The sequence below is a fragment of the Pseudomonas sp. GW822-FHT02E03 genome (genome assembly GCF_058802325.1).
Genome location: NZ_JBXAOA010000021.1, coordinates 19,990 through 44,700 on the forward strand (window position 1 = coordinate 19,990; position 24,711 = coordinate 44,700).

Annotated in this window: 18 protein-coding genes; 5 read left to right on the top strand and 13 right to left on the bottom strand. The window is 60.0% G+C overall.

All coding sequences use genetic code 11. The features are described 5' to 3' along the window. Positions 1 to 400 precede the first annotated feature (400 nt). Positions 401 to 1,069 carry a polysaccharide lyase family 7 protein gene (locus AC1RQB_RS16985; RefSeq protein ID WP_063342289.1) on the bottom strand — a complete coding sequence of 223 codons (669 nt, stop codon included), beginning with the start codon at positions 1,067 to 1,069 and terminating at the stop codon, positions 401 to 403. Between the two features lie 315 nt (positions 1,070 to 1,384). Between AC1RQB_RS16985 and AC1RQB_RS16990 the strand changes: the two genes are divergently transcribed. From AC1RQB_RS16990 to AC1RQB_RS17000, 3 genes are all read left to right on the top strand, one after another. After that, positions 1,385 to 3,508, top strand: coding sequence for a putative bifunctional diguanylate cyclase/phosphodiesterase (locus AC1RQB_RS16990; protein ID WP_063342290.1), 2,124 nt, complete (start codon positions 1,385 to 1,387; stop codon positions 3,506 to 3,508). A gap of 45 nt (positions 3,509 to 3,553) precedes the next feature. Further along, positions 3,554 to 4,045, top strand: a complete 492-nt coding sequence (locus AC1RQB_RS16995) for a M48 metallopeptidase family protein (RefSeq protein WP_063342291.1) — start codon at positions 3,554 to 3,556, stop codon at positions 4,043 to 4,045. Between the two features lie 100 nt (positions 4,046 to 4,145). Next, positions 4,146 to 4,442 carry a winged helix-turn-helix domain-containing protein gene (locus AC1RQB_RS17000; protein WP_007894945.1) on the top strand — a complete coding sequence of 99 codons (297 nt, stop codon included), beginning with the start codon at positions 4,146 to 4,148 and terminating at the stop codon, positions 4,440 to 4,442. A gap of 123 nt (positions 4,443 to 4,565) precedes the next feature. Here AC1RQB_RS17000 and AC1RQB_RS17005 read toward each other — a convergent pair whose 3' ends face one another. Next, the gene (locus AC1RQB_RS17005; RefSeq protein WP_063342292.1) at positions 4,566 to 5,018 is read right to left on the bottom strand and encodes a GNAT family N-acetyltransferase; all 453 of its coding nucleotides are present in this window, start codon (positions 5,016 to 5,018) and stop codon (positions 4,566 to 4,568) included. A 259-nt stretch (positions 5,019 to 5,277) separates the two neighbouring features. Between AC1RQB_RS17005 and AC1RQB_RS17010 the strand changes: the two genes are divergently transcribed. After that, on the top strand, positions 5,278 to 6,015 hold the full coding sequence (locus AC1RQB_RS17010; RefSeq protein ID WP_007894952.1) for a substrate-binding periplasmic protein: 738 nt from the start codon (positions 5,278 to 5,280) through the stop codon (positions 6,013 to 6,015). Positions 6,016 to 6,165: 150 nt separating this feature from the next. Here the strand turns inward: AC1RQB_RS17010 and yccS are convergent, their stop codons facing one another. The 9 genes from yccS to betI all read right to left on the bottom strand — a co-directional run bounded on the left by yccS (position 6,166) and on the right by betI (position 20,137). Beyond that, positions 6,166 to 8,349: a YccS family putative transporter gene (gene yccS / locus AC1RQB_RS17015; protein WP_063342293.1), complete on the bottom strand. Its 2,184-nt coding sequence runs from the start codon at positions 8,347 to 8,349 to the stop codon at positions 6,166 to 6,168. A 223-nt stretch (positions 8,350 to 8,572) separates the two neighbouring features. Next, the gene (locus tag AC1RQB_RS17020; RefSeq protein ID WP_063342294.1) at positions 8,573 to 9,751 is read right to left on the bottom strand and encodes a BaiN/RdsA family NAD(P)/FAD-dependent oxidoreductase; all 1,179 of its coding nucleotides are present in this window, start codon (positions 9,749 to 9,751) and stop codon (positions 8,573 to 8,575) included. A 131-nt stretch (positions 9,752 to 9,882) separates the two neighbouring features. Further along, positions 9,883 to 11,220: an ATP-dependent RNA helicase DbpA gene (gene dbpA / locus AC1RQB_RS17025; RefSeq protein ID WP_238542572.1), complete on the bottom strand. Its 1,338-nt coding sequence runs from the start codon at positions 11,218 to 11,220 to the stop codon at positions 9,883 to 9,885. 231 nt (positions 11,221 to 11,451) lie between these two features. Continuing rightward, entirely contained in the window at positions 11,452 to 12,879 is a 1,428-nt protein-coding gene (mdtD, locus tag AC1RQB_RS17030) for a multidrug transporter subunit MdtD (protein ID WP_063342295.1), read from the bottom strand. A 137-nt stretch (positions 12,880 to 13,016) separates the two neighbouring features. Further along, complete coding sequence (locus AC1RQB_RS17035) at positions 13,017 to 14,366, bottom strand: TldD/PmbA family protein (RefSeq protein ID WP_063342296.1); 1,350 nt, start codon at positions 14,364 to 14,366, stop codon at positions 13,017 to 13,019. After that, positions 14,366 to 15,808: a TldD/PmbA family protein gene (locus AC1RQB_RS17040; protein ID WP_063342297.1), complete on the bottom strand. Its 1,443-nt coding sequence runs from the start codon at positions 15,806 to 15,808 to the stop codon at positions 14,366 to 14,368. The genes AC1RQB_RS17035 and AC1RQB_RS17040 overlap by 1 nt, the downstream gene beginning before the upstream one ends. Positions 15,809 to 16,089: 281 nt before the next feature. After that, positions 16,090 to 17,793 (bottom strand): choline dehydrogenase, encoded by a 1,704-nt coding sequence (betA, locus tag AC1RQB_RS17045; protein WP_063342298.1) that lies wholly within the window; start codon positions 17,791 to 17,793, stop codon positions 16,090 to 16,092. 170 nt (positions 17,794 to 17,963) lie between these two features. Continuing rightward, positions 17,964 to 19,436, bottom strand: a complete 1,473-nt coding sequence (gene betB / locus AC1RQB_RS17050; RefSeq protein ID WP_063342299.1) for a betaine-aldehyde dehydrogenase — start codon at positions 19,434 to 19,436, stop codon at positions 17,964 to 17,966. A 107-nt stretch (positions 19,437 to 19,543) separates the two neighbouring features. Further along, positions 19,544 to 20,137: a transcriptional regulator BetI gene (gene betI, locus AC1RQB_RS17055; RefSeq protein WP_008072545.1), complete on the bottom strand. Its 594-nt coding sequence runs from the start codon at positions 20,135 to 20,137 to the stop codon at positions 19,544 to 19,546. 379 nt (positions 20,138 to 20,516) lie between these two features. On the opposite strand from betI, the gene AC1RQB_RS17060 reads away from it, so the two are divergent. Further along, a complete protein-coding gene (locus AC1RQB_RS17060) occupies positions 20,517 to 22,466 on the top strand; it encodes a BCCT family transporter (protein ID WP_229768770.1) in 1,950 nt (649 codons plus the stop codon). 198 nt (positions 22,467 to 22,664) lie between these two features. On the opposite strand, the gene choV is transcribed toward AC1RQB_RS17060, so the two are convergent. Together choV and choW are read right to left on the bottom strand one after the other, a co-directional pair. Next, positions 22,665 to 23,843 carry a choline ABC transporter ATP-binding protein gene (gene choV, locus AC1RQB_RS17065; protein ID WP_007907519.1) on the bottom strand — a complete coding sequence of 393 codons (1,179 nt, stop codon included), beginning with the start codon at positions 23,841 to 23,843 and terminating at the stop codon, positions 22,665 to 22,667. Beyond that, entirely contained in the window at positions 23,840 to 24,685 is an 846-nt protein-coding gene (gene choW, locus AC1RQB_RS17070; protein ID WP_007907521.1) for a choline ABC transporter permease subunit, read from the bottom strand. Before choW ends, choV begins: the two co-directional genes overlap by 4 nt. Positions 24,686 to 24,711 lie beyond the last annotated feature (26 nt).

A 24,711-nucleotide genomic window follows, 5' to 3' on the forward strand; every position in this document is an offset into this window, starting at 1 on the left:
CGAAACCACGGGCTACTAAACCCGATCACTGGAAATCAGTGACGCGAATCAAGTTACCGGTGGGCTTCAAGGCGCACAAGCCGGCGGATTCTGGCGTACCTGTAGGCGGTGACGCAAGCCGTTGTAGGCCTCATGAAGTAACGCCGAGTGTCTTTAAACGTTGGCGTTTAAATGGGGCCAGATGCCGGTCAGTGAAGAGATGGAGTTGGACATAAAGAACCTGTGGCGAGGGAGCTTGCTCCCGCTGGGGCGCAAAAACAGCCCCCAAAAAAGAGGGACTGCTGCGCAGCCCGACGGGAGCAAGCTCCCTCGCCACAATGGGTGGATTCCTACGAAATTTTCGGAGCTGAAGATCAAAAGATCGCAGCCTTCGGCAGCTCCTACAGGGGATCGAGTCGCCTCAGGTATCGTGATCAATATCCAGCTTGCTGAAGTTCACTTCCCCGCCTTCAGTGGTATAGCCGGTGTTGTCCTGCACATAGGCGCCGGCTTTGAAGTACAAGGGTTTATCACGCCACATCGCGCTGATGTCGGTGTCCCACTGGTAGCCCGCCGCACTGATGCCCAATGCACCGCCGGGGCTGAGGTGGATGAGGTAGGAAAATTCCCGATCGAGTTTTATGCCAGTGGCGATGGTGATGACCCGGGCGGTGTCGTCGTCGGGGTGCATGCGGACTTTGGCGACGATGTTTCCGGTCTCGCTGTAGTCTTTATATTGATATTCGAGTTTTACCATCGGCTTTTGGCTTTTGTAGGCGTGGATCTGGCCAATGACGATCTTGCCCGTGCTGGGTACCTTGCTGACCGTAAGGGTCGCACGCAGAAAGTTGTCCGCGTCGGGGTAGTACCAGTTTTTCAGCGTGCCATTGCTGTAGGTTTCGCGCAGTTCGGTGCGAGGGTAAATCGCGTTTTCAGTGCGGGTGCCGGTTACCGGGGCCCAAAAAAACAAGGTGCCGGTGTCGGAGTGGAAGTATTGATCCTTGAAGCCGTCCACCAGTTTGGTTGTTTCAACGGTGTACGGCGGACTGCCGACAGGAACGCTGAGGTTCCAGGTTGCGAGATCGATCATATTCGAGCTTCCACTTTTTTCTGTACGCACGTGCCAGAAGCTCTAGCGCGTGCCTTCGGGCTGTCTTTATAAGCGTAGAACGGTTGTTTGTTAATGCCCATTTGGCAGATGGTTGACGTCAACATCCTGTCGAAATGCCATCTTTCCCGGTTTCCGGGGCCTGTAGGACTGACCGTTAGTCGGCTATATGAAACTTACTGAAGTGATGGCACACCGGTGGCTTCTGCTTTTGCGGATCCGGGTCTAGAGTGAAGTCGCATTATGTGTCCGGTTTTCACAAGAGACCGGCCTGAGGTCCCGAACAAGAGATGCAGCATGGAATGCGCACAACCTATGCCAGCTGAAGGCAGCTCAATCCTTTTAATTGTTGATGATTACCCCGAAAACCTGATCAGCATGCGCGCGTTGTTACAGCGCCAGGACTGGCAGGTCATCACCGCGGCTTCCGGGTTTGAAGCGCTCAGTCTGTTACTCGAACACGATGTCGATCTGGTACTGCTGGACGTGCAGATGCCGGGTATGGACGGTTTCGAAGTGGCGCGCCTGATGCGTGGCAGTCAGCGAACCCGCCTCACGCCGATCATTTTCCTTACCGCCAACGAACAATCCCAGGACGCCGTGATCAGGGGCTACGCCAGTGGCGCAGTGGATTACCTGTTCAAACCGTTCGACCCGCAAATTCTCAAACCCAAAGTCCAGGCTCTGCTCGAGCATCAGCGTAATCGCCGTGCCTTGCAGCAGTTGAGCCATGACCTGGAAGCCGCTCGTGCCTTCAATGCCTCGGTGCTGGATAACGCCGCCGAAGGCATTCTGGTGGTGGGCGAGGACGGGCTGATTCGCTTTGCCAATCCCGCGATGTCCCGCTTGCTCAATGCCACGGTGCATGAGCTTCAAGGCAAGGAGTTTCTGGATTTCCTGCAAAAACCGCACATCCCGATCTGGGCCGACTCCGAATTGTTTGCCGGCTACAAACGCGGTGAAACCCTGCGCCTGCACGATGCGTTGCTGCGTACCGCGCCCGGTCAGCAAGTGCCGGTGGCATTGTCCTGCGCGCCGTTGCCCACCGAACAACATGCCATGGTGGTGACGGTGCTGGACATGTCGGTGGTGCACCATCTGCATCAGCAGCTGGAGTTCCAGGCGGTGACCGATCCGCTGACCGGCCTGCTCAATCGCCGGGGTTTCTACCAGACCGTCGAAAACCTGCTGCTGCGCGGCGAACGCTCCGACAGCACATGGGTGCTGTTGTACCTGGACCTCGACGGCTTCAAGCGGGTCAATGATTCCCTCGGCCACGATGCTGGCGACCGGGTGCTGCGATGGGTGTCCGAGCAGTTGAAGGCGTGTCTGCGGCCCTTCGATATTCTGGCGCGGATGGGTGGTGATGAGTTCACCGCGCTGCTGGATCTTGAGCTCCCCGAGCACGCGGCGAAGATTGCCGAGAAGCTCATCGAGCGGGTGTCGATCTGTCAGCAGATCGAAGGCATGGACATCGCCTTGGGCGCCAGTATCGGCATCGCCACTTATCCCGATTGTGGGGCTAATCTCGACGGGTTGATGCGCGCGTCCGACATCGCCATGTACGAAGCCAAGCGTGCCGGGCGTCAGCAATATCGCTTCTACGATCACGAAATGAATGGCCGGGCGCGCTCGCGGTTGATGCTCGAAGAGAGCGTGCGCACGGCCATCGAGAACCGTGATTTCAACCTGGTGTATCAGCCTCAGGTGGCCATTGCCGATGGGCAGATTCGCGGGTTCGAGGCGTTGCTGCGCTGGCAGCATCCGAGTGTCGGCGATGTGCCGCCGGGGCTGTTTTTGCCGTTGCTGGAAGAGGCGCGGTTGATCAGTCGCCTGGGCAGCTGGATTTACCATCGTGGGGCCAAACAGCGAAAAGCCTGGGAAACCTTGTTTGCCGAAGATCTGGTGCTGGGCGTCAGTTTGAGCAGCACGCAATTCGGATTGCCCAACCTGGTCACCGAGCTGCGCCAGGTGCTGGACCGCCATGGTTTGAAACCGCGGCAGCTAGAGGTCGAGGTCACGGAAGAGGCCTTGATGCTTAATCCCGACGAAACCCGCAAGCAGCTGCGTTTGCTGCGCAATTTGGGAGTGCGGGTGGCGCTGGATGATTTTGGCTCCGGGGCTTGTTCGCTGGCGCACTTGCGCGACCTGGAACTGGACACGCTCAAACTCGACCGGCATTTGATCGCCCGGTTGCCGGGGTCTGAACGGGATGCGGCGCTGGCACGCAGTGTCATCGATTTGTGCAAACAGTTTGGTCTGTTAGTCATCGCTGAAGGGGTGGAGACAGTGGCGCAATATGAATGGCTGCAAGCCAACGGTTGCCAGTATGTGCAGGGGTTTCTGGTCGCGCGGCCGTTGATGGCCGAGGACACCCGTCACTTTGTCGAGCCGTTCGACTGGAGCGCGCTGACGAGTTGAATTCGTTACACTGACGATCTTTTCGTGACTCGTGTTGCCGCCCCAATGACCGCGTTGAAATACCTCCAGGCCTATCCCGCTACGTTGCAGGACCAGGTGCGACAGCTGATCGCCGAAGGTCGGCTGGGCGACTACCTGAGCCAGCGATATCCGCAAAAGCACGGGGTACAGAGCGACAAGGCGCTGTACACCTATGCTTTGGACCTCAAGCAGGAATACCTGCGTAACGCCCCGGCGATCGACAAGGTGTTGTTCGACAACCGTCTGGACCTGACCCACCGTGCGCTCGGTTTGCACACCGCGATCTCCCGGGTCCAGGGCGGCAAGCTCAAGGCCAAGAAAGAAATTCGCATCGCCTCGCTGTTCAAGGACGCGCCCTCCGAGTTTCTGAAAATGATCGTGGTGCATGAGTTGGCGCACTTCAAAGAGTCGGATCACAACAAGGCGTTCTACAAGCTGTGCGAACACATGTTGCCGGGGTATCACCAGGTGGAGTTCGATGTACGGGTGTACCTGACTTGGCGGGATATGCAATAGAAGCTCAAGATCAAAAGATCGCAGCCTTCGGCGGCGCCTACGCGCCTGTGGGCGCTGCCGAAGGCTGCGATCTTTTGATCTTCTAATAAGGAGCGCATGGATGGACGTGAGCAAGACCAAAAGCAGCTTCTACCGCCGGTTGTACGTGGCGTACCTGATTGACAGCGGGTTGGCCAGCAGCGTCCCGGCGTTGACTGAAGTCACTGGCATGCCTCGGCGCACGGCCCAGGACACCATCGCTGCATTGGCGGATCTGGATATCGTTTGTGAATTCGAGCAGGAAGAAGGCGCGCGCAACCATGCGGGACGCTATCGGATTCGCGAGTGGGGGGCGATTGATCGGGGGTGGATCGAGCGTAATCTGCGGCAGATTAAAGCGGTACTTGAGTATCCCTGAGTATTGCGGCGTCGGTGCTGACGCCATCGCGGGCAAGCCCGCTCCCACAGGGTCCGGGGTGGATTGCAAATGTGTGATCCACTCGCGATCACTGTGGGAGCGGGCTTGCCCGCGATGGGGCCCTTATGAGCGACGCATCCCGATATGCGGAATGTCATCCTCCAGGTATTCCTCTCCCACCACCACAAACCCGTACCGCCCGTAATACCCCTGCAAATGCGCCTGGGCCGAGAGGTAGACCGGCACTTCGGGCCAGCGTTTGGTGGCCTGTTTCAATGCCTGGCTCATTAATTCATGCCCAAGCCCGGTGCCGCGTGCAGCGGGAGCAATGATCACCCGGCCAATCACCACGTCACCGCCCTGTAGCTCCGGGTCGAGCAAGCGCAGATAAGCCACCAGACGATCCCCGTCCCAGCCCATCAAATGGCAGGTGTCACCTTCCAGGTCCTGACCATCGATGTCCTGATAGACGCATTTCTGTTCGACGACGAACACTTCGGCGCGCAGCTGCAAAAGGGCATACAGCTGCTCTTTACCCAGATCGCTGTGGTGCTTGCAGACCCAATCGATTGTCATCTTCAAATTCCTTGAACAACGTTGCTCCGATACTAAGCGTCCTGACGCAGGATGTCTTGATGGCAGAGAAATCTGTGACAAAGGCCAAAATGCCATCATTCATTTCTCGCGAGGTTGTCTTCTTTGTGTAATCTGCGATGCAGCGCTGTGCAATGTCGTCGATAAGCTAATGTTAGGACCTGGGTTTCGCCGCTAAAGGAGCCTTGGAGTTTTGGCTGAAAAACACGTCGGGCAGCCCGCCCGCTAAGGATTTTCTGGCATGCCGCGATTGCATCGAGCGTTTGCTTTGATTGGATTGCTGTTGCTGACACAGAGTGCGGCAGCGGAAAAGCTGCGTCTGGTAGCCGATGCCTGGCCACCCTTTACCGACGCCACGCTGGTCAATGGCGGACTGGCCACGGACATTGTCAGTACTGCTCTGGCCCGGGCCGGTTATGCCAGTAATTTCGAACAGGTGCCATGGGCACGAGCCTTGTTTGGGGTGGGCGAGGGGCGTTACGACGTGCTGGTCAACGCCTGGTACACCGACGAGCGCACGAAGCTGGGGCAGTTTTCCGGCGAGTACCTGCTCAATCGCGTGCGCTTTCTCAAGCGCAAAGACACGCCGATCGAATTCAACAACCTGCAACAACTGCACACTTTCCCGATAGCGGTCGTACGCGGTTATGCCTATTCGCAAGCATTCGACGACGATGTGTCGCTGCAGAAAGTACCCGTGCATAGCTTCGCCATGGCCGTGCGCATGGTCGCGGCCGACCGGGTCAAGCTGACGCTGGAAGACGAGTTTGTCGCTCGGTATTACCTTTCTCGGGAGTCATCCAAAGTGCGCAATGCCGTGGAGTTTTTGCCCAAGCCGTTGAGCGAGAACAGCCTGCATATTCTGGTGAGCCTGAAGAACCCGCAGCATGAACAGATCGTTGCCGGTTTCGACCGTGAGATTGCGGCGATGAAGGCTGATGGGAGTTATGAGAAATTGCTCAAGCAGCATGGGATGTAAGTGCCGGGTATTGTGGTGTGGCCGATGACGCCTTCGCGAGCAAGCCCGCTCCCACATTAGATCTGCGGTGAACATTTATTTTGTGAACACCACAGATCTAATGTGGGAGCGGGCTTGCTCGCGAAGAGGCCGGCCCTGTCACTAAAAGTCTCAAGCCTCGCTCGTATCCTTGATCAAATGCGCCGCCAACGTCCGCAACGGCCCCAGCTGCCGGCAAATCAACGCCAGTTGCGTCTGCACCAACCGCTGCCCTTCGTCGATCTCATCCGGCATTTGTTCCAGCCCATTGGCCAGCGCTTCTTCCTCATCACTCTGAATCGCAATTGGCTGTTTGCTCGCCAGGCCTTGGGCGATTTCGTCGAGGCTGGCAGCCAGGCTCACGCCGGCGCCGTCGATCAAATGCTCGCGCACCTCCGTTGGCAGTTGGGTTTCGCGGTGTGCCCCCAGCCCCGACAAATAGCTGAGCAAGGTGTGCGACAGCACCAGGAAACGAAACCCGACGTCCGCTTCCTTACGAAAGTGCCCCGGCTCCATCAGCATGTTGGCCAGCGTTGTCGACAACGCCGCATCGGCGTTGTGCGCGTTACGCCGGGCCAGGCGATAAGCCAGGTCGTCGCTTTTGCCGGCGGCGTATTGCTGCATGATCTGGCGCAGGTAAATGCTGTTGCAGGTGAGGGTGTTGGCCAGCACTTTGTTCAGGCGTCGACCCTGCCAGTCCGGCAGGAACAGGAATACCGCCAGCCCGGCGATCAGACTGCCGAGCAAAGTATCGAACAGTCGCGGCAGAAGCAGCCCATAACCATCGCCCACCTGGTTGAAGCAGAACAACACCATGAGCGTGATCGCGGCAGTCGCCAGGGTGTAGCGGGTGGTGCGATTGGTGAAGAACACCACCCCGGCAAGGATGGCGAAGCACGATTGCACCAACGGATTCGGAAACAGATCGAACAACGCCCAAGCCACGGTCAGACCGATGGCGGTGCCGATGATCCGCTGCCCGAGTTTGCGCCGGGTGGCGCCGTAGTTTGGCTGACAGACAAACAGCGTGGTGAGGATGATCCAGTAACCTTGCGACGGGTGGATCAAATGCACCATGCCGTAGCCGATGCTCAATGCCAGGGGCAGGCGCAGGGCATGGCGGAACAGCAATGAGGTCGGCGTCAGCTGTGTGCGCAAACGTACCCAGACATCCTTGAGGCTGCGTGGCGAACGGTCGAGCAAGCTGCTGTCGGTGGCGTCTGCGAGCGCATCGGGGTTGCTGGCGTCGCTGAGCAAACGGTCGAGGGTGCCGAGGTTGGCGGCCAGCGCTCGCAACGAACGCAACAGGCCGCGCCAGGCCGGATTGCTCTGGATACGCAGGTGTTCGAGGGAGGCATGCAGGTCGTTCAGGGCCTCGGCGAAGCTTGCGTCATAGGTGAACGGCTGGCGCATCTGGATCGATTCGGCCAGTGCGCGGCAAGCCTTGCCTTGCTGGCGCAGCAAGCGCTGACAGCGAAACAGCACGTCGCTGTGGAAGAACGCTTCGGCCAGCGCGTTATAGGGGTAGTGCGAGGAACTGGCGCGCTCGTGGATGTCCTGGGCGAGGAAGTACAGCTTCAGATAACGGCTGACTTTCACCCCCGGCCGACCGTCTCCGACCCGATGCAGAATGATTTCCTTGGCGGCGTTCAGGGCTGCCACCACCCGACCATTCTGCTGGGCCAGTTCCAGGCGCTGCGCTTGCACGTCCATCTGCCGGATCGGTTCGAATAGCGACGATTTCAGCTTCAGGTAATAACCCAGTTCGCGGAACAACCGCGCCAGGCTTTGCTGCACCGGCTGGTTGGAAAACAGCGCCTGCCACAGCACCGAGAGCAAGCCGTACCAGGCCGCACCTGCCACCAGCAGCACCGGCTCGTGCCAGAAATCAGTGACCGCGCCGCCTCGTTGGTCCACGCCGATCATGGTGTAGACCGACAGAATCAGCGTCGCCGAAGCAATCGCGCCATACCGTTCGCCCAGCGCGCCGAGCATGGTCAGGCAGAAGCTGGCCAGGGCGAAGGCGATGATAAAAAGGACGGGGTAGGGGAAGAGCAGTTCGACGGACAGGGCCGCGACCATGAAACACACCAGCGTCACTGCGAGCGCGTTGAGGCGACCCTGCCAACTGTCGTCGGTTTCAGCCAGGGCGCTGGCGATGATCCCCAGGAACAACGGGATCAGCAGCCCCATTTCATCCTGATACCAACACAGCGCCATGGTGCCGGTCAGGGCGATGAATACCCGCACGCTGTAGCTGAATTTATCCAGCGCCCAGAGGCGACGCAGAGACTGCCGAAATGTGGTCGATGACATGAAGTGCGAAGGCCTTCCGAGGCAATGACGCTAAATTGAGCCACTAATGACGTCGACGCAATGGCGCCGATCACATCTGACAGCAAAATCTGTTCCCGACCAGTCACCGTAGATTCAATGTGGGAGCGGGCTTGCTCGCGAAGAGGCCAGTACATTCAACATCGATGTTGACTGTCAGACCGCTTTCGCGAGCAAGCCCGCTCCCACATTTAATTTGTGTTTGTCAGACGAATTGCGCAGCGGCGTATCCGGAAGCCCAGGCCCACTGAAAGTTGAAACCACCCAAGTGCCCGGTAACGTCGAGCACTTCACCGATGAAATACAGCCCTGGGCTTTTCAGCGATTCCATGGTCTTGGACGATACTTCGCGAGTGTCGACGCCGCCCAGGGTCACTTCGGCAGTGCGGTAGCCTTCAGTGCCGGCCGGCACGACTTTCCAGTTCGCCAGTTTTTCGGCGATGCCTGCCAGTTCGGCGTGGGTGTACTGCTTCATCGGTTTGGAGGCGAACCAGTTGTCCGCCAGCAGATTGGCCATCTTCTTGGTGAAGATTTCACCGAGCAGGGTTTTCAACTCGCTGTTGGGACGTTCGGCCTGCTGCTGTTGCAGCCAGGTCGGCACGTCGTGATCCGGCATCAGATTGATTTCCACCGTGTCGCCGGATTCCCAGAACGACGAAATCTGCAAGATCGCCGGCCCGCTGAGGCCGCGGTGAGTGAACAGGATGTTCTCGCGGAAACTCTGGTCGTTGCAGCTCACCAGGCAATCCACCGACGTACCGGACAGCTCGGTGCAAAGCTCCTTGAGCTGATCGGTGATGGTGAACGGCACGAGGCCGGCGCGGGTCGGCAGCAAGTCATGACCGAACTGTTTGGCCACTTGATAACCGAAACCGGTGGCACCGAGGGTCGGAATCGACAAGCCGCCGGTGGCGATCACCAGGGATTCGCAGGTGATCTGGCCCAGCGTGGTATCCAGCAGATAACCGCTTTCAAGCTTTTCGATGGTCTGAATCGAGGTGTCCAGGTGCAGGCTGACGCCGACCTGATCGCATTCCTCGAGCAGCATTTCGAGGATGTCGCTGGATTTGTTATCGCAGAACAACTGGCCGAGTTTCTTCTCGTGGTACGGCACGCCGTGTTTGGCCACCAGGCCGATGAAATCCCACTGGGTGTAGCGCGCCAGCGCGGATTTGCAGAAGTGCTCGTTCTGCGAGAGAAAATTGCCCGGTTCGGTGTACATGTTGGTGAAATTGCAGCGGCCACCGCCTGACATCAGGATTTTCTTGCCGGCCTTGTTCGCATGGTCAAGCAACATCACCTTGCGCCCGCGCCCGGCGGCGGTCAGCGCACACATCAACCCTGCGGCGCCAGCGCCAATGATCACGACTTCGGTAGAGCGCAAAACGGTGTCCTCACACAATGATCGTTCCCACGCTCTGCGTGGGAATGCCGCCATGGACGCTCTGCGTCCGCCGTTATGTGACGCGGAGCGTCACGGGATGCATTCCCACGCAGAGCGTGGGAACGATCAGGTTAGAGGATGCGCACGCGCAGCGAGCGGCCTTTGATTTTACCGTCGTTCAGGCGCTGCAAGGCTTGCTTGGCGATCCCGCGTTCCACGGCCACATAGGCCTGGAAGTCGAAAATCGCAATCTTGCCGACCTGGGCACCCGGGATGCCGGCATCGCCGGTCAGTGCGCCGAGAATGTCGCCCGGACGTACCTTGTCTTTACGGCCCGCACCAATGCACAGCGTGCTCATCACAGGCAACAGCGGCGCGCCGCCCTGGGATTTGAGGTTGCTCAGCTGATCCCAGCTCAACGGCGATTTCTGCAACTGCTCGATGGCTTGGGCGCGGTGGGCTTCGGACGGTGCGACCAGGCTGATCGCAATGCCTTTCTCCCCGGCGCGGCCAGTACGGCCGACACGGTGGATGTGGATTTCCGAATCACGGGCCAGTTCGACGTTGATCACCATGTCCAGCATATCGATGTCCAGACCGCGCGCGGCAACATCGGTGGCGACCAGTACCGAAGTACTGCGGTTGGCGAACATGGCCAATACCTGATCGCGGTCACGCTGTTCCAGATCACCCTGCAGACCGACGGCGGAGATGCCTTTGGAGGTCAGGTGATCAACGGTTTCCTGAACCTGCTGCTTGGTGAAGCAGAAGGCCACGCAGGACGCCGGACGGAAATGCGCGAGGACTTTGACCACCGCGTCCATGCGCTCTTCCGGAGAGATCTCGTAGAAGCGCTGCTCGATCTGCGTATCGTCGTGGAACGCCTCGGCCTTCACGATCTGAGGGGTGCGCATGAATTTCGACGCCAGTTGCTTGATGCCCACCGGATACGTGGCGGAGAACAGCAGGGTCTGGCGGCGCTCCGGGGTCTGGGCGATGATTTCTTCGATGGAATCGTAGAAACCCATGTCGAGCATGCGGTCGGCTTCGTCGAGGATCAGCGTGTTCAGGCCATGGAGCACCAGCGAACCCTTGCGCAGGTGCTGCTGGATACGCCCCGGGGTGCCGACGATGATGTGCGCGCCGTGCTCCAGGGAGCCGATCTGCGGGCCGAAAGACACTCCGCCACACAGGGTCAGGACCTTGATGTTGTCTTCGGCACGGGCCAGACGACGGATTTCCTTGGCGACCTGGTCAGCCAGCTCGCGAGTCGGGCAAATGACCAGCGCCTGGCAACCGAAGAAGCGCGGATTGATCGGGTTCAACAGGCCGATACCGAAGGCGGCGGTTTTGCCGCTGCCGGTCTTGGCCTGGGCGATCAGGTCCATCCCCTTGAGGATCACCGGCAAGCTTTGCGCCTGGATCGGCGTCATCTGGGCATAACCGAGGGAGTCGAGGTTAGCCAGCATGGCGGCGGACAGCGGCAAAGTATTAAAAGCGGTGGCGATGGTGGTCACGGGACTGGCCTGCAAAACAAAATGTCGCGCAGTGTATCAGTCTCATGCTCTCCACCTGCAAATTATGGACGAATAGCGTGTAGCAGCTGCCGAGGCACGAGGCTGCGTCGGGCTGCGAAGCGGCCCCCGAGGGCGGTCCTGCGGACACGCAACGCAGCCTCGTGCCTCGGCAGCTGCTACAGGTCAGTGCTCGATATCGTGCTCGCGGCTGACCATCCGTCGGCCATCCTTGGGTGAAAGCTGCGAGAAGATCGTTGCAGCCAGCATCGCCATGATTCCGACCGTCACAAACGTCAGCTGGAACGCGCCCAGAACCGTGTCCACGCCGTCATTGCCGATCTCTGCCGTGAAGCCGCCGAGCAGGGCGCCGGCGCAGGCTACACCGAGGCTCAGGGACAATTGCGCGACCACCGACAGCAAACTGTTGCCGCTGCTGGCGCTGGCGTCGTCGAGGTCGATCAGGGTGACGGTGTTCATCGCGGTGAACTGCAAGGAGTTGATTGCCCCCAGAACCGCCAACTGAGCCAGCAGCAGCCAATACGGCGTCTGCTCGCTGACCAGGCCCATGCTGGCCAGCATGATTCCCAGCGCCAGTGTGTTGCCGGTCAGCACGGTGCGGTAGCCGAAGCGTTCGATCAGCGGCCGCGCCACCGACTTGGCGACCATCGCGGCCGCGGCCAGGGGCAGCATGCTCATCCCGGCCTGTGACGGCGAATAACCCAGCGCCACTTGCAGCAGCAACGGCACCAGAAAGGGCAATGCGCCGCTGCCGAGGCGAGCGAACAAGTTGCCGAGAATGCCCACGGCGAAGGTCCGGGTCTTGAACAGCGATGGCGCAAACAGCGGATTGTCGATATGCCCGGCCCGCAGCCAATACGCCGCCAGACAGGCCATGCCGCCAAACAGCAGCAACATCACCCGCAAGTGCGGCAGGTGCAGTTCGCCGAGGCCTTCCATGGCGATGGTGATCAGCACCATGGCTGCGCCAAACAGCAAAAAGCCCAGGCTATCAAAGCGCGTGCGTTCGCTGCCGCGCAGGTCAGGGATGAATTTCCACACCGCGTAGCAACCGAGGACACCCACCGGCAGGTTGATCAGGAAGATCCAGTGCCAGGTCAGGTATTGCACCATCCAGCCGCCCATGGTCGGACCGATCAGCGGGCCGAGCAGGCCGGGAATGGTGATGAACCCCATGATCCGCACCAGCTCCGAGCGTGGATAGGCACGCAGCACCACCAAACGCCCGACCGGCAACATCAACGCGCCACCGAGGCCCTGGATCACCCGGGCGCCGATGAGCATGCTCAGGGTGCTGGACAAGGCGCAAAGCAATGAGCCGAAGCTGAACAGGAGGATCGCGCCGAAGAAGATTTTTTTTGTGCCGAAACGATCGGCGATCCAGCCGGAGGCGGGGATCAGTAAGGCGACGGTGAGCATGTAGGCGATGATGACGCCCTGCATGCGCAGCGGGTCTTCTGCCAGGTCCCGGGCCATGGCGGGGAGGGCGGTGTTGAGGATCGTCCCGTCGAGGGACTGCATGAAGAAAGCAATGGCCACAACCCACGGTACCCAGCGGGCGGTGACGGCGTCGAGAGGTGGACGGTTGGGCATGGGACCTCTTGTGGGCGGAGATGATCGTTCCCACGCTCCGCGTGGGAATGCATCCTGTGACGCTCTGCGTCACGCCTGCAATGGGACGCGGAGCGTCCCGGGCGGCGTTCCCACGCAGAGCGTGGGAACGATCTGTGTTACAGCGTCAACGTAAATCGGCTGACGAGCGCGCCCGGCAACAGTGCCGAAGCAGTCGCCCGCTGACTGTAGGTGCTGGCCGAAAGCAGCAATTCACGCTCCTCGGTCAACGCTTCGAGCTGCGAACCGAGCAGGCTGTAGACGCTGTCATCAAACCGCATGGTGCTCACCGGCGCCTGAATCTCGCCGTTCTCGACCCAGAAAGTCGCAAACCGGGTCATGCCGGTCAGGCGCGCCGCCGGTTGGTCCGAGTAGTTCAGGTACCACAGGTTGCTGATGTAGAGCCCGGTGCCGAGGCGCTTGAGGATGTCCTTCTGCTCCAGATCGCCGCCTTGCATGACCAGCGCCGTCGGGTACTCATGGCTGCTGGCGCCGTTGGCAGCGAGGCCGTATTCGGCGGCGCTGCGGGAATTGATCAGTCGGGCATTGGCCATGCCTTTGGCGATCAACCCCAGATCATCGCGGGGATAACCTTCGTCGGAAAACGCCGGGCTCAAGGAACCGCTGACCTGCTCACTCAACCATACGTTGGGGCTGAAGCAGGCTTCGCTGGCGTAGAACTTCTGCAACGGGCTCTGTTTGCTGGCAATCGCCTGGGCCGAAAACCCGCCCCAGCTCAGCATGCCCATGATTTCTTCCAGCGCTGCCGGCGCCAGATAGGCGCGGTATTCGCCGGGCGGCAGCGTGCGCAATGGCCGCCCCAGAAACGCCAATTGCTCGCGGGCCTGCTGGAAGCGCCTGGCAAAGCCTTCGCTGCTCCAGTCGTGCCCGGCATAGCTGGCTTTCACCGCCTGACCGTTTTCATGGAACAGGCTGAAATCGAAGTTGAAGCTGTTGGCCTGATGCCAGCCGAACGCGCCCGAGGAACTGGCGAAACCGCGACTGATCGGCCCGGCGGCATAGAAACCGACCAGGTCCAGGCCCTCGGCAGCCTGGGTGATTTCAGCGACCACTTGCTCGGTGTCCGGCAGCGGATGCTCCTGCACGTTGTTGCTCTGCCAGTCGTTCTGGTTAAGCAGCAGGTACGGATCCTGAGGCAATAGTGGCAAGGTTTCGCGCAACTGCTGCAGACCTTCGGCCAGGCGCTGAAGATCAACTTCGTAGTCGCCCGACAGGGTGATATTCAGATCGGCATGACGACCCTCGTTAATCAATTTGAACCCGACACTCGCTTGCTGCACCTGCCCGGCCTGACGGACCTTGGCGTGGTTGAAACGCACGAAAGCCGACGACTCGGCGGCGTAGCTGAGGGTGAATTGCTCCGGTGTGCGCAGCGCATCGCGCAACCAGTTGACCAGGGCCTTGAACGACTCGGCCTGGCTATTTGAAGTGCTCGTGGCAGTACTCATCAGGCATCTCCCCCAAACACATCCACATTGCTGAACACACAGGCCGGCGACGCGTGACCGACGCGGATCACCTGGTTCGGTTCGCCCTTGCCGCAGTTCGGCGTGCCTAGCACTTTGACGGTGTTGGCATCGCCGACAGCGCTGAGGCTTTTCCAGAATTGTGCGGAAATCGCCCGGTAGTTCGGGTTTTTCACCACACCTTTGAGTTCTCCGTTTTCGATCAACTGGCCCCATTCGCAACCGAACTGGAATTTGTTGCGCGCGTCATCGATGGACCACGAACGGTTGGTGCTCATCAAGATGCCGTGCTCGATATTGCCGATCAGCTGCTCTAGCGGCTGATCGCCGGGCTCGATGTTGAGGTTGGCCATGCGGTCGATTGGTGGACGGTTCCAGCCGCAGGCGCGGCTGTTGGCAACGCCATCCATGCCAGCACGGAATTGCGACAGCGCACCACCGAGCGGACGCAGCAACAAACCTTCTTTAATCAGGAATTGCTTGCTGGCAGCGCTGCCGTCGTCGTCATGGCCGTAGCTGGCGAGTTGCTCGGGGATGTCCGGGTCGAACGTGACGTTGAGCAGTTCGGAGCCGTATTGCAGGCTGCCGAAGTCTTCTGCCTTGACGAAACTGGTGCCGGCGTAATTGCGCTCATCGCCGAGGATGCGGTCCAGTTCCAGCGGGTGGCCGATGGACTCGTGGATCTGCAGCATCATCTGGTCGGGCATCAGCAGCAAGTCGCGTGGGCCTTGCGGGGTGTTCGGCGCCAGCAGCAATTGCAGCGCCTGATCGGCGACCTTCGGGCCGGCACCGATCAGGCCGCAACGGCTGATCACATCAAAGCCGCCCTGCTGGCCGAAATTCTCGCGGCCCAGTGTGCGGGTCTGGCTGTCGTTGCCGTCATACGCGGTGACGTCCAGGCTCGGGTAGACGAAGCGCTGGGCCTGACGCAGCTCGGCACCGGCGCTGTTGAGGTAGATTTGCTCGACGTTGGTGATGCCGATGCTTGCCTGCCAGTTCACCAGTCGCTCGTCCTTGGGCACGGCGGCAGATTCGGCGCCGAGCAGTTGGTAGCAGTCGCTCAGGGACGGGAAGGGCTGGTCGAAGTTGGGCGAGAAATAGTCGGCGCGGTCGCTGGAAACGGCTTGCTCGCGCAGGTCGAGAAGGGCGTGAGGCTTGAGGCGACGGGCTTGTTGCTCGGCTTTCTCCAGCGCAGCTTGCAGGCCGGATTGGGACAGGTCGTTGGTGGCGGCATAGGCTTCGACGCCGTTGACCCGAACGGTCAGCATCGCGCCTTCGTCGCGGCTCAGGCTCGGCGGTTCGGCGACGTTCTTGCGCACCGACAGGTACTGGCCGGACTCGCGCACATAACGCAGCGAAAAGAATTCAGCGCCCGTGCGCAAGGCAGCAAAGCGCTGCTTGAGCTGGGGGTGGAAATCGAACATTCGGGAACCTCCTTGGTATGGAGTTGCGATGTATCGGTATTGCGAGGGGATGAAACGTTTGCGTGGCGCTAGATTAGGCCTGGGCGGGGGGTAGATCAAGGGCGCAGCGGTGTAGGGAGGGATTGCAAGGATGTGTCAGGTCGAGATGTGTTGTCTGGCCGGGCTCCATCGCGGGCAAGCCCGCTCCCACAGGGGGTTTGGGTGGATCACACATTTGCAATCCAACCCGAAACCTGTGGGAGCGGGCTTGCCCGCGATGGGTGCGACTCGGTGTAGCTGTGTTACTGCGCGGTCAGGCTCACATCCCGCAACGGCTTGCCACGCACTGGTGCATCACCGGCCACGTAGTAGGTAGCCTTGCTACGCGGCAATGGCTTGCGACCGCGGATCTTGTCGGCGATTTTCTCGGCCATCATGATCGTTGGCGCGTTCAGGTTGCCGGTGGTGATGATCGGCATGATCGAGGCATCGACCACGCGCAGGGCTTGCATGCCGTGCACACGACCTTCGCCATCGACTACGGCCATCTCGTCGGTGCCCATCTTGCACGAGCAGGACGGGTGGAACGCGGTTTCGGCGTGTTCGCGGATGAACTTGTCCAGCTGTTCATCGGTTTGCACGTCGATGCCCGGGCTGATTTCGCGGCCACGGAAGGCATCCAACGCGGGCTGTTGCATGATTTCACGGGTCAGGCGGATGCCATCGCGGAATTCCTGCCAGTCCTGCTCGGTGGCCATGTAGTTGAACAGGATGCTCGGGTACTCGCGCGGATCCTTGGACTTGGCCTGGATGCGACCACGGCTTGGCGAACGCATGGAGCCCATGTGCGCCTGGAAACCGTGTTCTTTCACACCGTTGCTGCCGTTGTAGTTAATCGCCACCGGCAGGAAGTGGTACTGAATGTTCGGCCAATCGAATTCCGGACGGGTGCGGATGAAACCGCCGGCTTCGAACTGGTTGCTGGCGCCGATGCCGGTGCCGTTGAACAGCCACTCGGCACCGATGGCCGGCTGGTTGTGCAGCAGCAGCGACGGGTACAGCGAGACCGGTTGGGTGCACGCGTATTGCAGGTACAGCTCAAGGTGATCCTGCAGGTTTTCACCAACGCCTGGCAGGTCGTGGACCACCGGGATGTCGAGTTTCTTCAGCAGTTCGGCCGGGCCGACGCCGGAGCGTTGCAGAATCTGCGGCGAAGCGATGGCGCCGGAGCACAGCAGCACTTCCTTGCGGGCGCGGACTTCAACGCGCTCTTCAGCGGCGCCGATCAGGTAACGCACGCCGACCGCACGCTTGCCTTCGAACAGGATCTTGTCGGTCAGGGCATGGGTGACGATGGTCAGGGTCGAGCGCTTCTTGGCGACGTCCAGGTAGCCGCGAGCGGTGCTGGCGCGACGGCCGTTCGGCGTCACGGTGCGGTCCATCGGGCCGAAACCTTCTTGCTGGTAGCCATTGAGGTCTTCGGTGCGCGGGTAACCGGCCTGCACGCCTGCTTCAACCATCGCGTGGAACAGCGGGTTGTTGCCGGCTTTCGGCGTGGTCACGCTGACCGGACCGTCGCCACCGTGGTAGTCGTTCGGGCCGATGTCACGGGTTTCCGCCTTGCGGAAATACGGCAGGCAGTCGAGGTAGGTCCAGTCTTCCAGGCCGGGCAGTTTCGACCAGTTGTCGTAGTCCATGGCGTTACCACGGATGTAGCACATGCCGTTGATCAGCGAAGAACCACCCAGGCCCTTGCCGCGACCGCATTCCATCCGGCGACCGTCCATGTGTGGCTCTGGATCGGTTTCGTAGGCCCAGTTGTAGCGACGACCTTGCAGCGGGAACGCCAGGGCGGCCGGCATTTGCGTGCGGAAGTCGAGACGGTAATCCGGGCCGCCCGCTTCGAGCAGCAGGACGGTGACGCCTTCGTCTTCAGTCAGACGGGTCGCCAGGGTGTTACCGGCCGAGCCGGCACCGATGATGATGTAATCGAATTCTTGGGACATTGAATGCACCCTCTTTGAAGTTGGTCAGGTCGGCGAGTGCTTCGCACTCGATCGCGGGCAAGCCACGCTCCCACAGGGATCGGGGGCACCGCAGATTTGGCGAACGACGCCAAACCTGTGGGAGCTGGCTTGCCTGCGATAGCGATCTCGCAGGCGAAGCAAATACCGCCTTAGAAAACCGAGGCGTAATCGCCCAGTTCGACCTGTACCGATTTGATGCGTGTGAAGTTGTTCAGCGAGCTGATGCCGTTCTCACGACCCACACCCGACTGCTTGTAGCCGCCGACCGGCATCTTGGCGTCGGACTCGCCCCAGGCGTTGATCCAGCAGATACCGGCTTCCAGTTGATGGATCACACGGTGAGCGCGGTTCAGGTCTTTGGTGACGACACCAGCGGCCAGGCCGAACTCGGTGTCGTTGGCGCGACGGATCACTTCTTCTTCGGTTTCGTACGTCAGGATGCTCATCACCGGGCCGAAGATTTCTTCGCGAACGATGGTCATCTCGTCGGTGCAGTCGGTGAACACGGTCGGTGCCACGAATGCGCCTTTGGCGAATTCGCCGTCGGTCAGACGATCGCCACCGCACAGCAGGCGGGCGCCTTCTTCCTTACCTTTGGCGATGTAACCCAGCACGCTTTCCATGTGGGCGAAGCTGACCAGCGGGCCGAAGTTGGTGTTTTCGTCTTCCGGGTTACCGACGCGAATGCGCGCAACGCGCTCAACGATCTTGGCTTCGAACGCAGCTTTCAGGTGGCTCGGCACGAACACGCGAGTGCCGTTGGTGCAGACCTGACCGGAGCTGTAGAAGTTGGCCATCATCGCGGTGTCGGCGGCGCGATCGAGGTCAGCGTCGTCGAAAATGATCAGCGGGGATTTGCCGCCCAGTTCCATGGTCACGTCTTTGAGCGACGAGCCCGAAGCGCTGGCCATCACCTTCTTGCCGGTGTCGGTGCCGCCGGTGAAGGAAATTTTTTCGATGCGTGGGTGCTCGGTCAACCAGGTGCCGACTTCACGGCCACTGCCGGTCAGAACGTTGAACACACCGGCTGGCAGGCCGGCTTCGGTATAGATCTCGGCCAGTTTCAGGGTAGTCAGGGAAGTGACTTCGCTTGGTTTGAAGATCATCGCGTTACCGGCCGCCAGGGCCGGTGCGGATTTCCACAGGGCGATCTGGATCGGGTAGTTCCACGCGCCGATACCGGCCACGATGCCCAGCGGCTCGCGACGGGTGTAGACGAACGACGTGGTGCGCAGCGGGATCTGCTCGCCTTCGATGGCCGGTACCAGACCTGCGTAATATTCCAGCACGTCAGCGCCGGTAACGATGTCGACGTAACGGGTTTCGGAGTACGCCTTGCCGGTGTCCAGGGTTTCCAGGGCGGCCAGTTCATCGTTGCGCTCGCGCAGGATGTCGACGGCACGACGCAGGATGCGCGAACGCTCCATGGCAGTCATTGCAGCCCAGATTTTCTGGCCCTTTTCGGCGCTGACCACAGCGCGCTCAACGTCTTCCTTGGTCGCACGTTGTACGGTTGCGAGGACTTCACCGTTAGCCGGGTTGATGGCTTCGAAAGTGGCGTCGCTGCTGGCGTCACTGTAGCCGCCATCGATGTAGAGTTTTTGCAGTTCGAAACGGGCCATAAAGTCCTCGCAAGTGCATAAGTTAGTTGGCGTTAACCACCGGGCGAGCCGTGTAGCAGTGGCATCGCGGTCGGTAGCGGTTCAGGTGCTGAGCGGTTCTGTGTGCTCTAACTCACCTGCTTGGCCAGTTGGAAATCCATGTATTCGTAAGCGATCTGGTGCGCCTGCCCGGTGTCGAAAGCATCTCCCGACAGCGCGCCGCGCAACCACAAACCGTCGATGAGAGCTGCCAGACCTCGAGCTGCACTGCGCGCGTCATCGAGCGGCAATACACGGCGGAACTGGCAGCACAGGTTGGAATACAGACGGTGATCGTTGATCCGCTGCAACCGGTGCAAAGACGGGTGGTGCATGCTGGTGGCCCAGAAGGCCAGCCAGGTTTTCATTGCCGGGCCATTGACCTGGCTGGCGTCGAAGTTGCCTTCGATAATCACCTGAAGGTGAGCCCGTGGGCTGGTGTCCTCCAGCGCCTGACGGCGCGCGGTGACGTTCTCGCTGAGGACACTCATCAGATACTGCGCCGTGGCGGCGATCAGGCCGTTCTTGTCCTGAAAGTAGTGACTGATGATGCCATTCGAGACACCGGCCAAACGGGCGATCAGCGCAATGCTGGCGTCCCCCATGCCGACCTTGTCGACAGCCTGTAGCGTGGCTTCGATCAATTGCTGGCGGCGGATGGGTTGCATACCGACCTTGGGCATCTTGCACATCTCCTTAGGCCTTCCGGCGGACGTAAAACGTCTATCGGATTGAAGGCCAGTCTATTTTGTTTTGATTGAACGTTCAATCAACAAAGAATAAGATCTGCGACAATTCGTCGCTGCCTACAGGTTTTTCCTACACGTAGTTGGCGGAAAAACGACATCTGAAAATGCTCGAAACCCACACGCTCAGGCGTTCAGGGGTTTCGGGCTTTTTTCGGGCTGTCTTTATATCACCCGCTGGTCGGCTGCCAACTAACCGAATGGTCGGGTAACGCGTTGCCTTGTGTTTTTCTCTCGCACTGCCTGGAGCATCTGTGCCATGAGTTCTGCCTCTCTAATAAAGACCCCACCCGAGAAGGTGACGGTCAACGGTTGGGTGTTCTACACCTCTACCGCGCTGATCCTGCTATTGACCGCCATTCTGATCATCGCCCCGCAAGAGGCCGGCAGAATGCTCGGCATTGCCCAGGCCTGGTTGTCCCGCAGCTTCGGCTGGTACTACATGGTGGTGATCGCCGCTTATCTGGTTTTTGTGGTTGGCCTGGCGTTTTCGTCCTACGGCAAACTCAAACTGGGCAGCAAGGACGACACCCCGGACTTCAGCTACGGTGCCTGGGCGGGGATGCTGTTCTCGTCGGGCATCGGCATTTCCTTGCTGTACTTCGGTGCATCCGAGCCGCTGGACCACTATTTCAATCCGCCGGAAGGCGTGGCCGGCAGCAACCTTGCGGCCCGTCAGGCGGTGCAACTGACGTTCCTGCATTGGGGCCTGCATGGCTGGGCAATCTACGCACTGGTCGGCCTGGCCGTGGCGTACTTTGCTTACCGTCATAACCAGCCGCTGGCGTTGCGGTCGGCGCTGTATCCGCTGGTCGGCGAGCGTTGGGTCAAAGGCGCCGCCGGTCATGCGGTGGACGGCTTCGGGATGTTCGTGACCTTGCTGGGGCTGGTGACGAACCTGGGGATTGGTTCGCTGCAAGTGTCTTCCGGGCTGGAAAACCTGTTCGGCATGGAGCACAGCAACACCAACCTGCTGATCGTGATCATCGTGATGAGCACCGTGGCGACCATCGCCGCTGTGTCTGGCGTGGAAAACGGTATTCGCCGCCTGTCCAACTTGAACATCGTGTTGTTCAGCGGTCTGCTGATTTTCGTGCTGCTGTTCGGCCCGACCCTGCACCTGCTCAACGGCTTTGTGCAGAACATCGGCGACTACCTGAACGGCGTGGTGCTGAAGACCTTCGACCTCTACGTGTACGAAGGCGACAGTGAGAAGTCTGACCGCTGGTTGGGCCTGTGGACCCTGTTCTACTGGGCCTGGTGGATTTCCTGGGCCCCATTCGTCGGCATGTTCATCGCGCGTATTTCCCGTGGTCGCACGGTGCGTGAACTGGTGGCCGGCGTGTTGCTGATTCCGCTGGGCTTCACCCTGGCATGGCTGTCGATCTTCGGTAACTCGGCCCTGGACCTGGTGATGAACCATGGGGCGGTGGAACTCGGGAAGACGGCGCTGGAACAGCCGTCGATGGCGATCTACCAGTTGCTTGAGCATTACCCTGCGTCGAAGATCGTGATCGGCGTGTCGATTTTTGTCGGTTTCGTGCTGTTCCTGACCCCGGCGGACTCCGGCGCGGTGATGATGGCCAACCTTTCCTGCAAGGGCGGTAATGTTGACGAAGATGCGCCGCACTGGCTGCGGATTTTCTGGTCGGCAGTGATCACCCTGGTGACCATCGGTCTGTTGTTCGCCGGTAACTTCGAAGCCATGCAAACCATGGTGGTGCTGGCGGGGCTGCCGTTCTCGGTGGTGCTGGTGTTCTTCATGTTTGGCTTGCACAAGGCCATGCGCCAGGACGTGCAAATCGAACAGGAGCAAGCGGAACTGGCGGCGCGTGGTCGTCGTGGTTTCAGCGAGCGTCTGACCCAGCTGGATCTGCAACCGAACCAGTCGATCGTTCAGCGTTTCATGGACAAGCGCGTCAGCCCGGCACTGGAAGACGCGGCTGTGCAATTGCGTGCTCAGGGCCTGGATGTGCAGACGTTGCTGGGCAAGGCCAAGCGCTGCATGGGCGTGCGGATCGAGATGGAAGAGGGCAACCCTTTTGTCTATGAAGTGAGCCTGGATGGTTATCTGGCGGCGGCGAGTGACACGGTGTCGGCCGAAAGTGCCGATGAACCGCGCGCACGTTACTACCGCGCCGAGGTGTACCTGCATAACGGCAGCCAGGATTACGACCTGATGGGCTTCACTCAGGATCAGATCACCCGTGATGTGCTCGATCAGTTTGAAAGCCATCGGCAATTGCTTGGCCGGGTTTATAGCTGAGTAATCGAGGACGCGGTGTTTCGGTCCGAAGCACCGCGTCGGCTTCATCGCCAGCAGGCTGGCTCCCACAAGAGAATGCATTCCAATGTGGGAGCCAGCCTGCTGGCGATGGGGTCTTCAACTCCAACACTGCATGACCCGATATCCCGCAAACAAAAACGCCGCGATCTCTCGCGGCGTTTTTGTGTCTGCTGCTTCTTACCCCAGGTTCTTGCCGAGCAGCGCGTGATACAGCTCGCTGTCGCCAAGAATCCCGACAACCTTGTTGTTGTCGTGCAGCACCAGTTTGTTGCCGGTCTGGTAACGAATCTGCAGCGCATCACGCATGCCGATGTTGGAGTCCACCAGTGTTGGCCGACGCCCCAAACCTTCAACCGCTTGCCCTGGTATCCAGTTCTGCAGGTCCAGGCTCGAGCCGTTCTGGCGTGCGCCTTTGATGGTGTTGCCTTCGGCCAGGTCCAGCCACGAATCGCCGCCTGGATCCAGGCACACCGAACCGTTGATGCGTTTGCAGTTGTCCAGGGTGCGCATCAGGCTGCGACCGCACAATACGTTCAGCGGGTTGGTGTGGGCGACGAAGGTGCGCACGTAATCGTCCGCAGGGTTGAGCACGATTTCTTCCGGTTTGCTGTACTGGATGATCCGGCCGTCTTTCATGATGGCGATACGGCTGCCGAGCTTCAGGGCTTCATCGAGGTCGTGACTCACGAAAACGATGGTCTTGCTCAGTTTGCGTTGCAGCTCCAGCAGTTCGTCTTGCAGACCTTGGCGAATCAGCGGGTCGAGGGCCGAGAACGGTTCGTCCATCAGCAGAATGTCGGCGTCCATCGCCAGCGCTCGGGCCAGGCCGACACGCTGTTGCATACCACCGGAGAGCTCATCGGGTTTCTTGTTGCGCCACTGGGTCAGGCCTACCAGTTCGAGTTTTTCATCGACCAGTTTTTTCCGTTCCTTCTCCGGCCGGCCCTGCATTTCCAGACCGAAGCTGATGTTCTCGCGCACCGTCAGCCAAGGCATCAGGGCGAACTTCTGGAACACCATCGCGATGCGCTTGGTGCGCATCATTTTCAGTTCCGCTGGCGTGCACGAGGCGATGTCGATCTGCTTGCCTTCGTGCTCGACGAACAACTTGCCACGGCTGACGGTGTTGAGGCCGTTGATGCAACGCAGCAGGCTGGACTTGCCGGAGCCGGACAGGCCCATCAGTACGCAAATTTCACCTTTTTCGATGTCCAGGCTGGCCTTTTCGACACCGACGATTTGCCCGGTCTTTTTCAGAATCTCGTTGCGGGTCATGCCCTGGTCGAGGAGTTTGAGTGCCTCGCGCGGGTCTTTGGAGAAGATCACGTCCACGTCTTCGAAGCGAATAATGCTCATGCGTCACCCCCTACTTTAGCGTCGGGTTGTTTGCAGATACGGTCGAGCATGATCGCCAGCAGTACGATCGCCAGGCCTGCTTCGAAGCCCAGGGCGATATCAGCAGTGTTCAGTGCGTTGACCACGGGTTTGCCCAGGCCATCGGCGCCCACCAGTGCCGCAATCACCACCATCGACAACGACAGCATGATGCACTGGGTGATACCGGCCGCGATGCTTGGCATGGCGTGGGGCAGTTCGATGCGCGACAGGAGCTGGCGACGGGAGCAGCCAAAGGCCTTGCCGGCGTCCATCAGTTCGTCCGGAACATCGCGGATACCCAGGTAGGTCAGGCGGATGGGCGCGGCAATCGCGAACACCACCGTCGAGATCAGACCCGGGACCACACCCAGACCGAAGAGGGTCAGGGTAGGAATGAGGTACACGAAGGTCGGCACGGTCTGCATCAGATCGAGCACCGGCCGCATCACTGTGTAGAACATCGGTTTGTGCGCGGCGACGATGCCCAACGGCACGCCGATCAGCACGCACACCAGGGTGGCGAACAACACCTGGGCGAGGGTTTCCATGGTTTCCTGCCAGTACCCCAGATTGAGGATCAGCAGAAAGGAGGCAATGACGAAAACGGTCAGGCCCCATTTGCGTTGAATGAAGTGTGCCAGTAGCGCTATGAGGCCGATCAATGCCAGCGGGTTGAACCAGGTCAGCGCAAAAGTCACGCCGTGGATCATCGTTTCCAGTGACACGGCGATTGCGTCGAAGGTGCTGGCGCCGTTTTGCGTCAACCATTCAACGAAGCCCGCGATGTACTGGCCTAAAGGTATTTTCTGATCAATCAGCATGGTAGTGAACGTCCGCATGCAAGGAA

Excerpts from the sequence above, each read along its gene's own strand:
- AC1RQB_RS16985 (WP_063342289.1), bottom strand. The coding sequence starts at position 1,069 with ATGATCGATCTCGCAACCTGGAACCTCAGCGTTCCTGTCGGCAGTCCG.
- AC1RQB_RS16990 (WP_063342290.1), top strand. The coding sequence starts at position 1,385 with ATGGAATGCGCACAACCTATGCCAGCTGAAGGCAGCTCAATCCTTTTA.
- AC1RQB_RS16995 (WP_063342291.1), top strand. The coding sequence starts at position 3,554 with ATGACCGCGTTGAAATACCTCCAGGCCTATCCCGCTACGTTGCAGGAC.
- AC1RQB_RS17000 (WP_007894945.1), top strand. The coding sequence starts at position 4,146 with ATGGACGTGAGCAAGACCAAAAGCAGCTTCTACCGCCGGTTGTACGTG.
- AC1RQB_RS17005 (WP_063342292.1), bottom strand. The coding sequence starts at position 5,018 with ATGACAATCGATTGGGTCTGCAAGCACCACAGCGATCTGGGTAAAGAG.
- AC1RQB_RS17010 (WP_007894952.1), top strand. The coding sequence starts at position 5,278 with ATGCCGCGATTGCATCGAGCGTTTGCTTTGATTGGATTGCTGTTGCTG.
- yccS (WP_063342293.1), bottom strand. The coding sequence starts at position 8,349 with ATGTCATCGACCACATTTCGGCAGTCTCTGCGTCGCCTCTGGGCGCTG.
- dbpA (WP_238542572.1), bottom strand. The coding sequence starts at position 11,220 with ATGCTGGCTAACCTCGACTCCCTCGGTTATGCCCAGATGACGCCGATC.
- mdtD (WP_063342295.1), bottom strand. The coding sequence starts at position 12,879 with ATGCCCAACCGTCCACCTCTCGACGCCGTCACCGCCCGCTGGGTACCG.
- AC1RQB_RS17035 (WP_063342296.1), bottom strand. The coding sequence starts at position 14,366 with ATGAGTACTGCCACGAGCACTTCAAATAGCCAGGCCGAGTCGTTCAAG.
- AC1RQB_RS17040 (WP_063342297.1), bottom strand. The coding sequence starts at position 15,808 with ATGTTCGATTTCCACCCCCAGCTCAAGCAGCGCTTTGCTGCCTTGCGC.
- betA (WP_063342298.1), bottom strand. The coding sequence starts at position 17,793 with ATGTCCCAAGAATTCGATTACATCATCATCGGTGCCGGCTCGGCCGGT.
- betB (WP_063342299.1), bottom strand. The coding sequence starts at position 19,436 with ATGGCCCGTTTCGAACTGCAAAAACTCTACATCGATGGCGGCTACAGT.
- betI (WP_008072545.1), bottom strand. The coding sequence starts at position 20,137 with ATGCCCAAGGTCGGTATGCAACCCATCCGCCGCCAGCAATTGATCGAA.
- choV (WP_007907519.1), bottom strand. The coding sequence starts at position 23,843 with ATGAGCATTATTCGCTTCGAAGACGTGGACGTGATCTTCTCCAAAGAC.
- choW (WP_007907521.1), bottom strand. The coding sequence starts at position 24,685 with ATGCTGATTGATCAGAAAATACCTTTAGGCCAGTACATCGCGGGCTTC.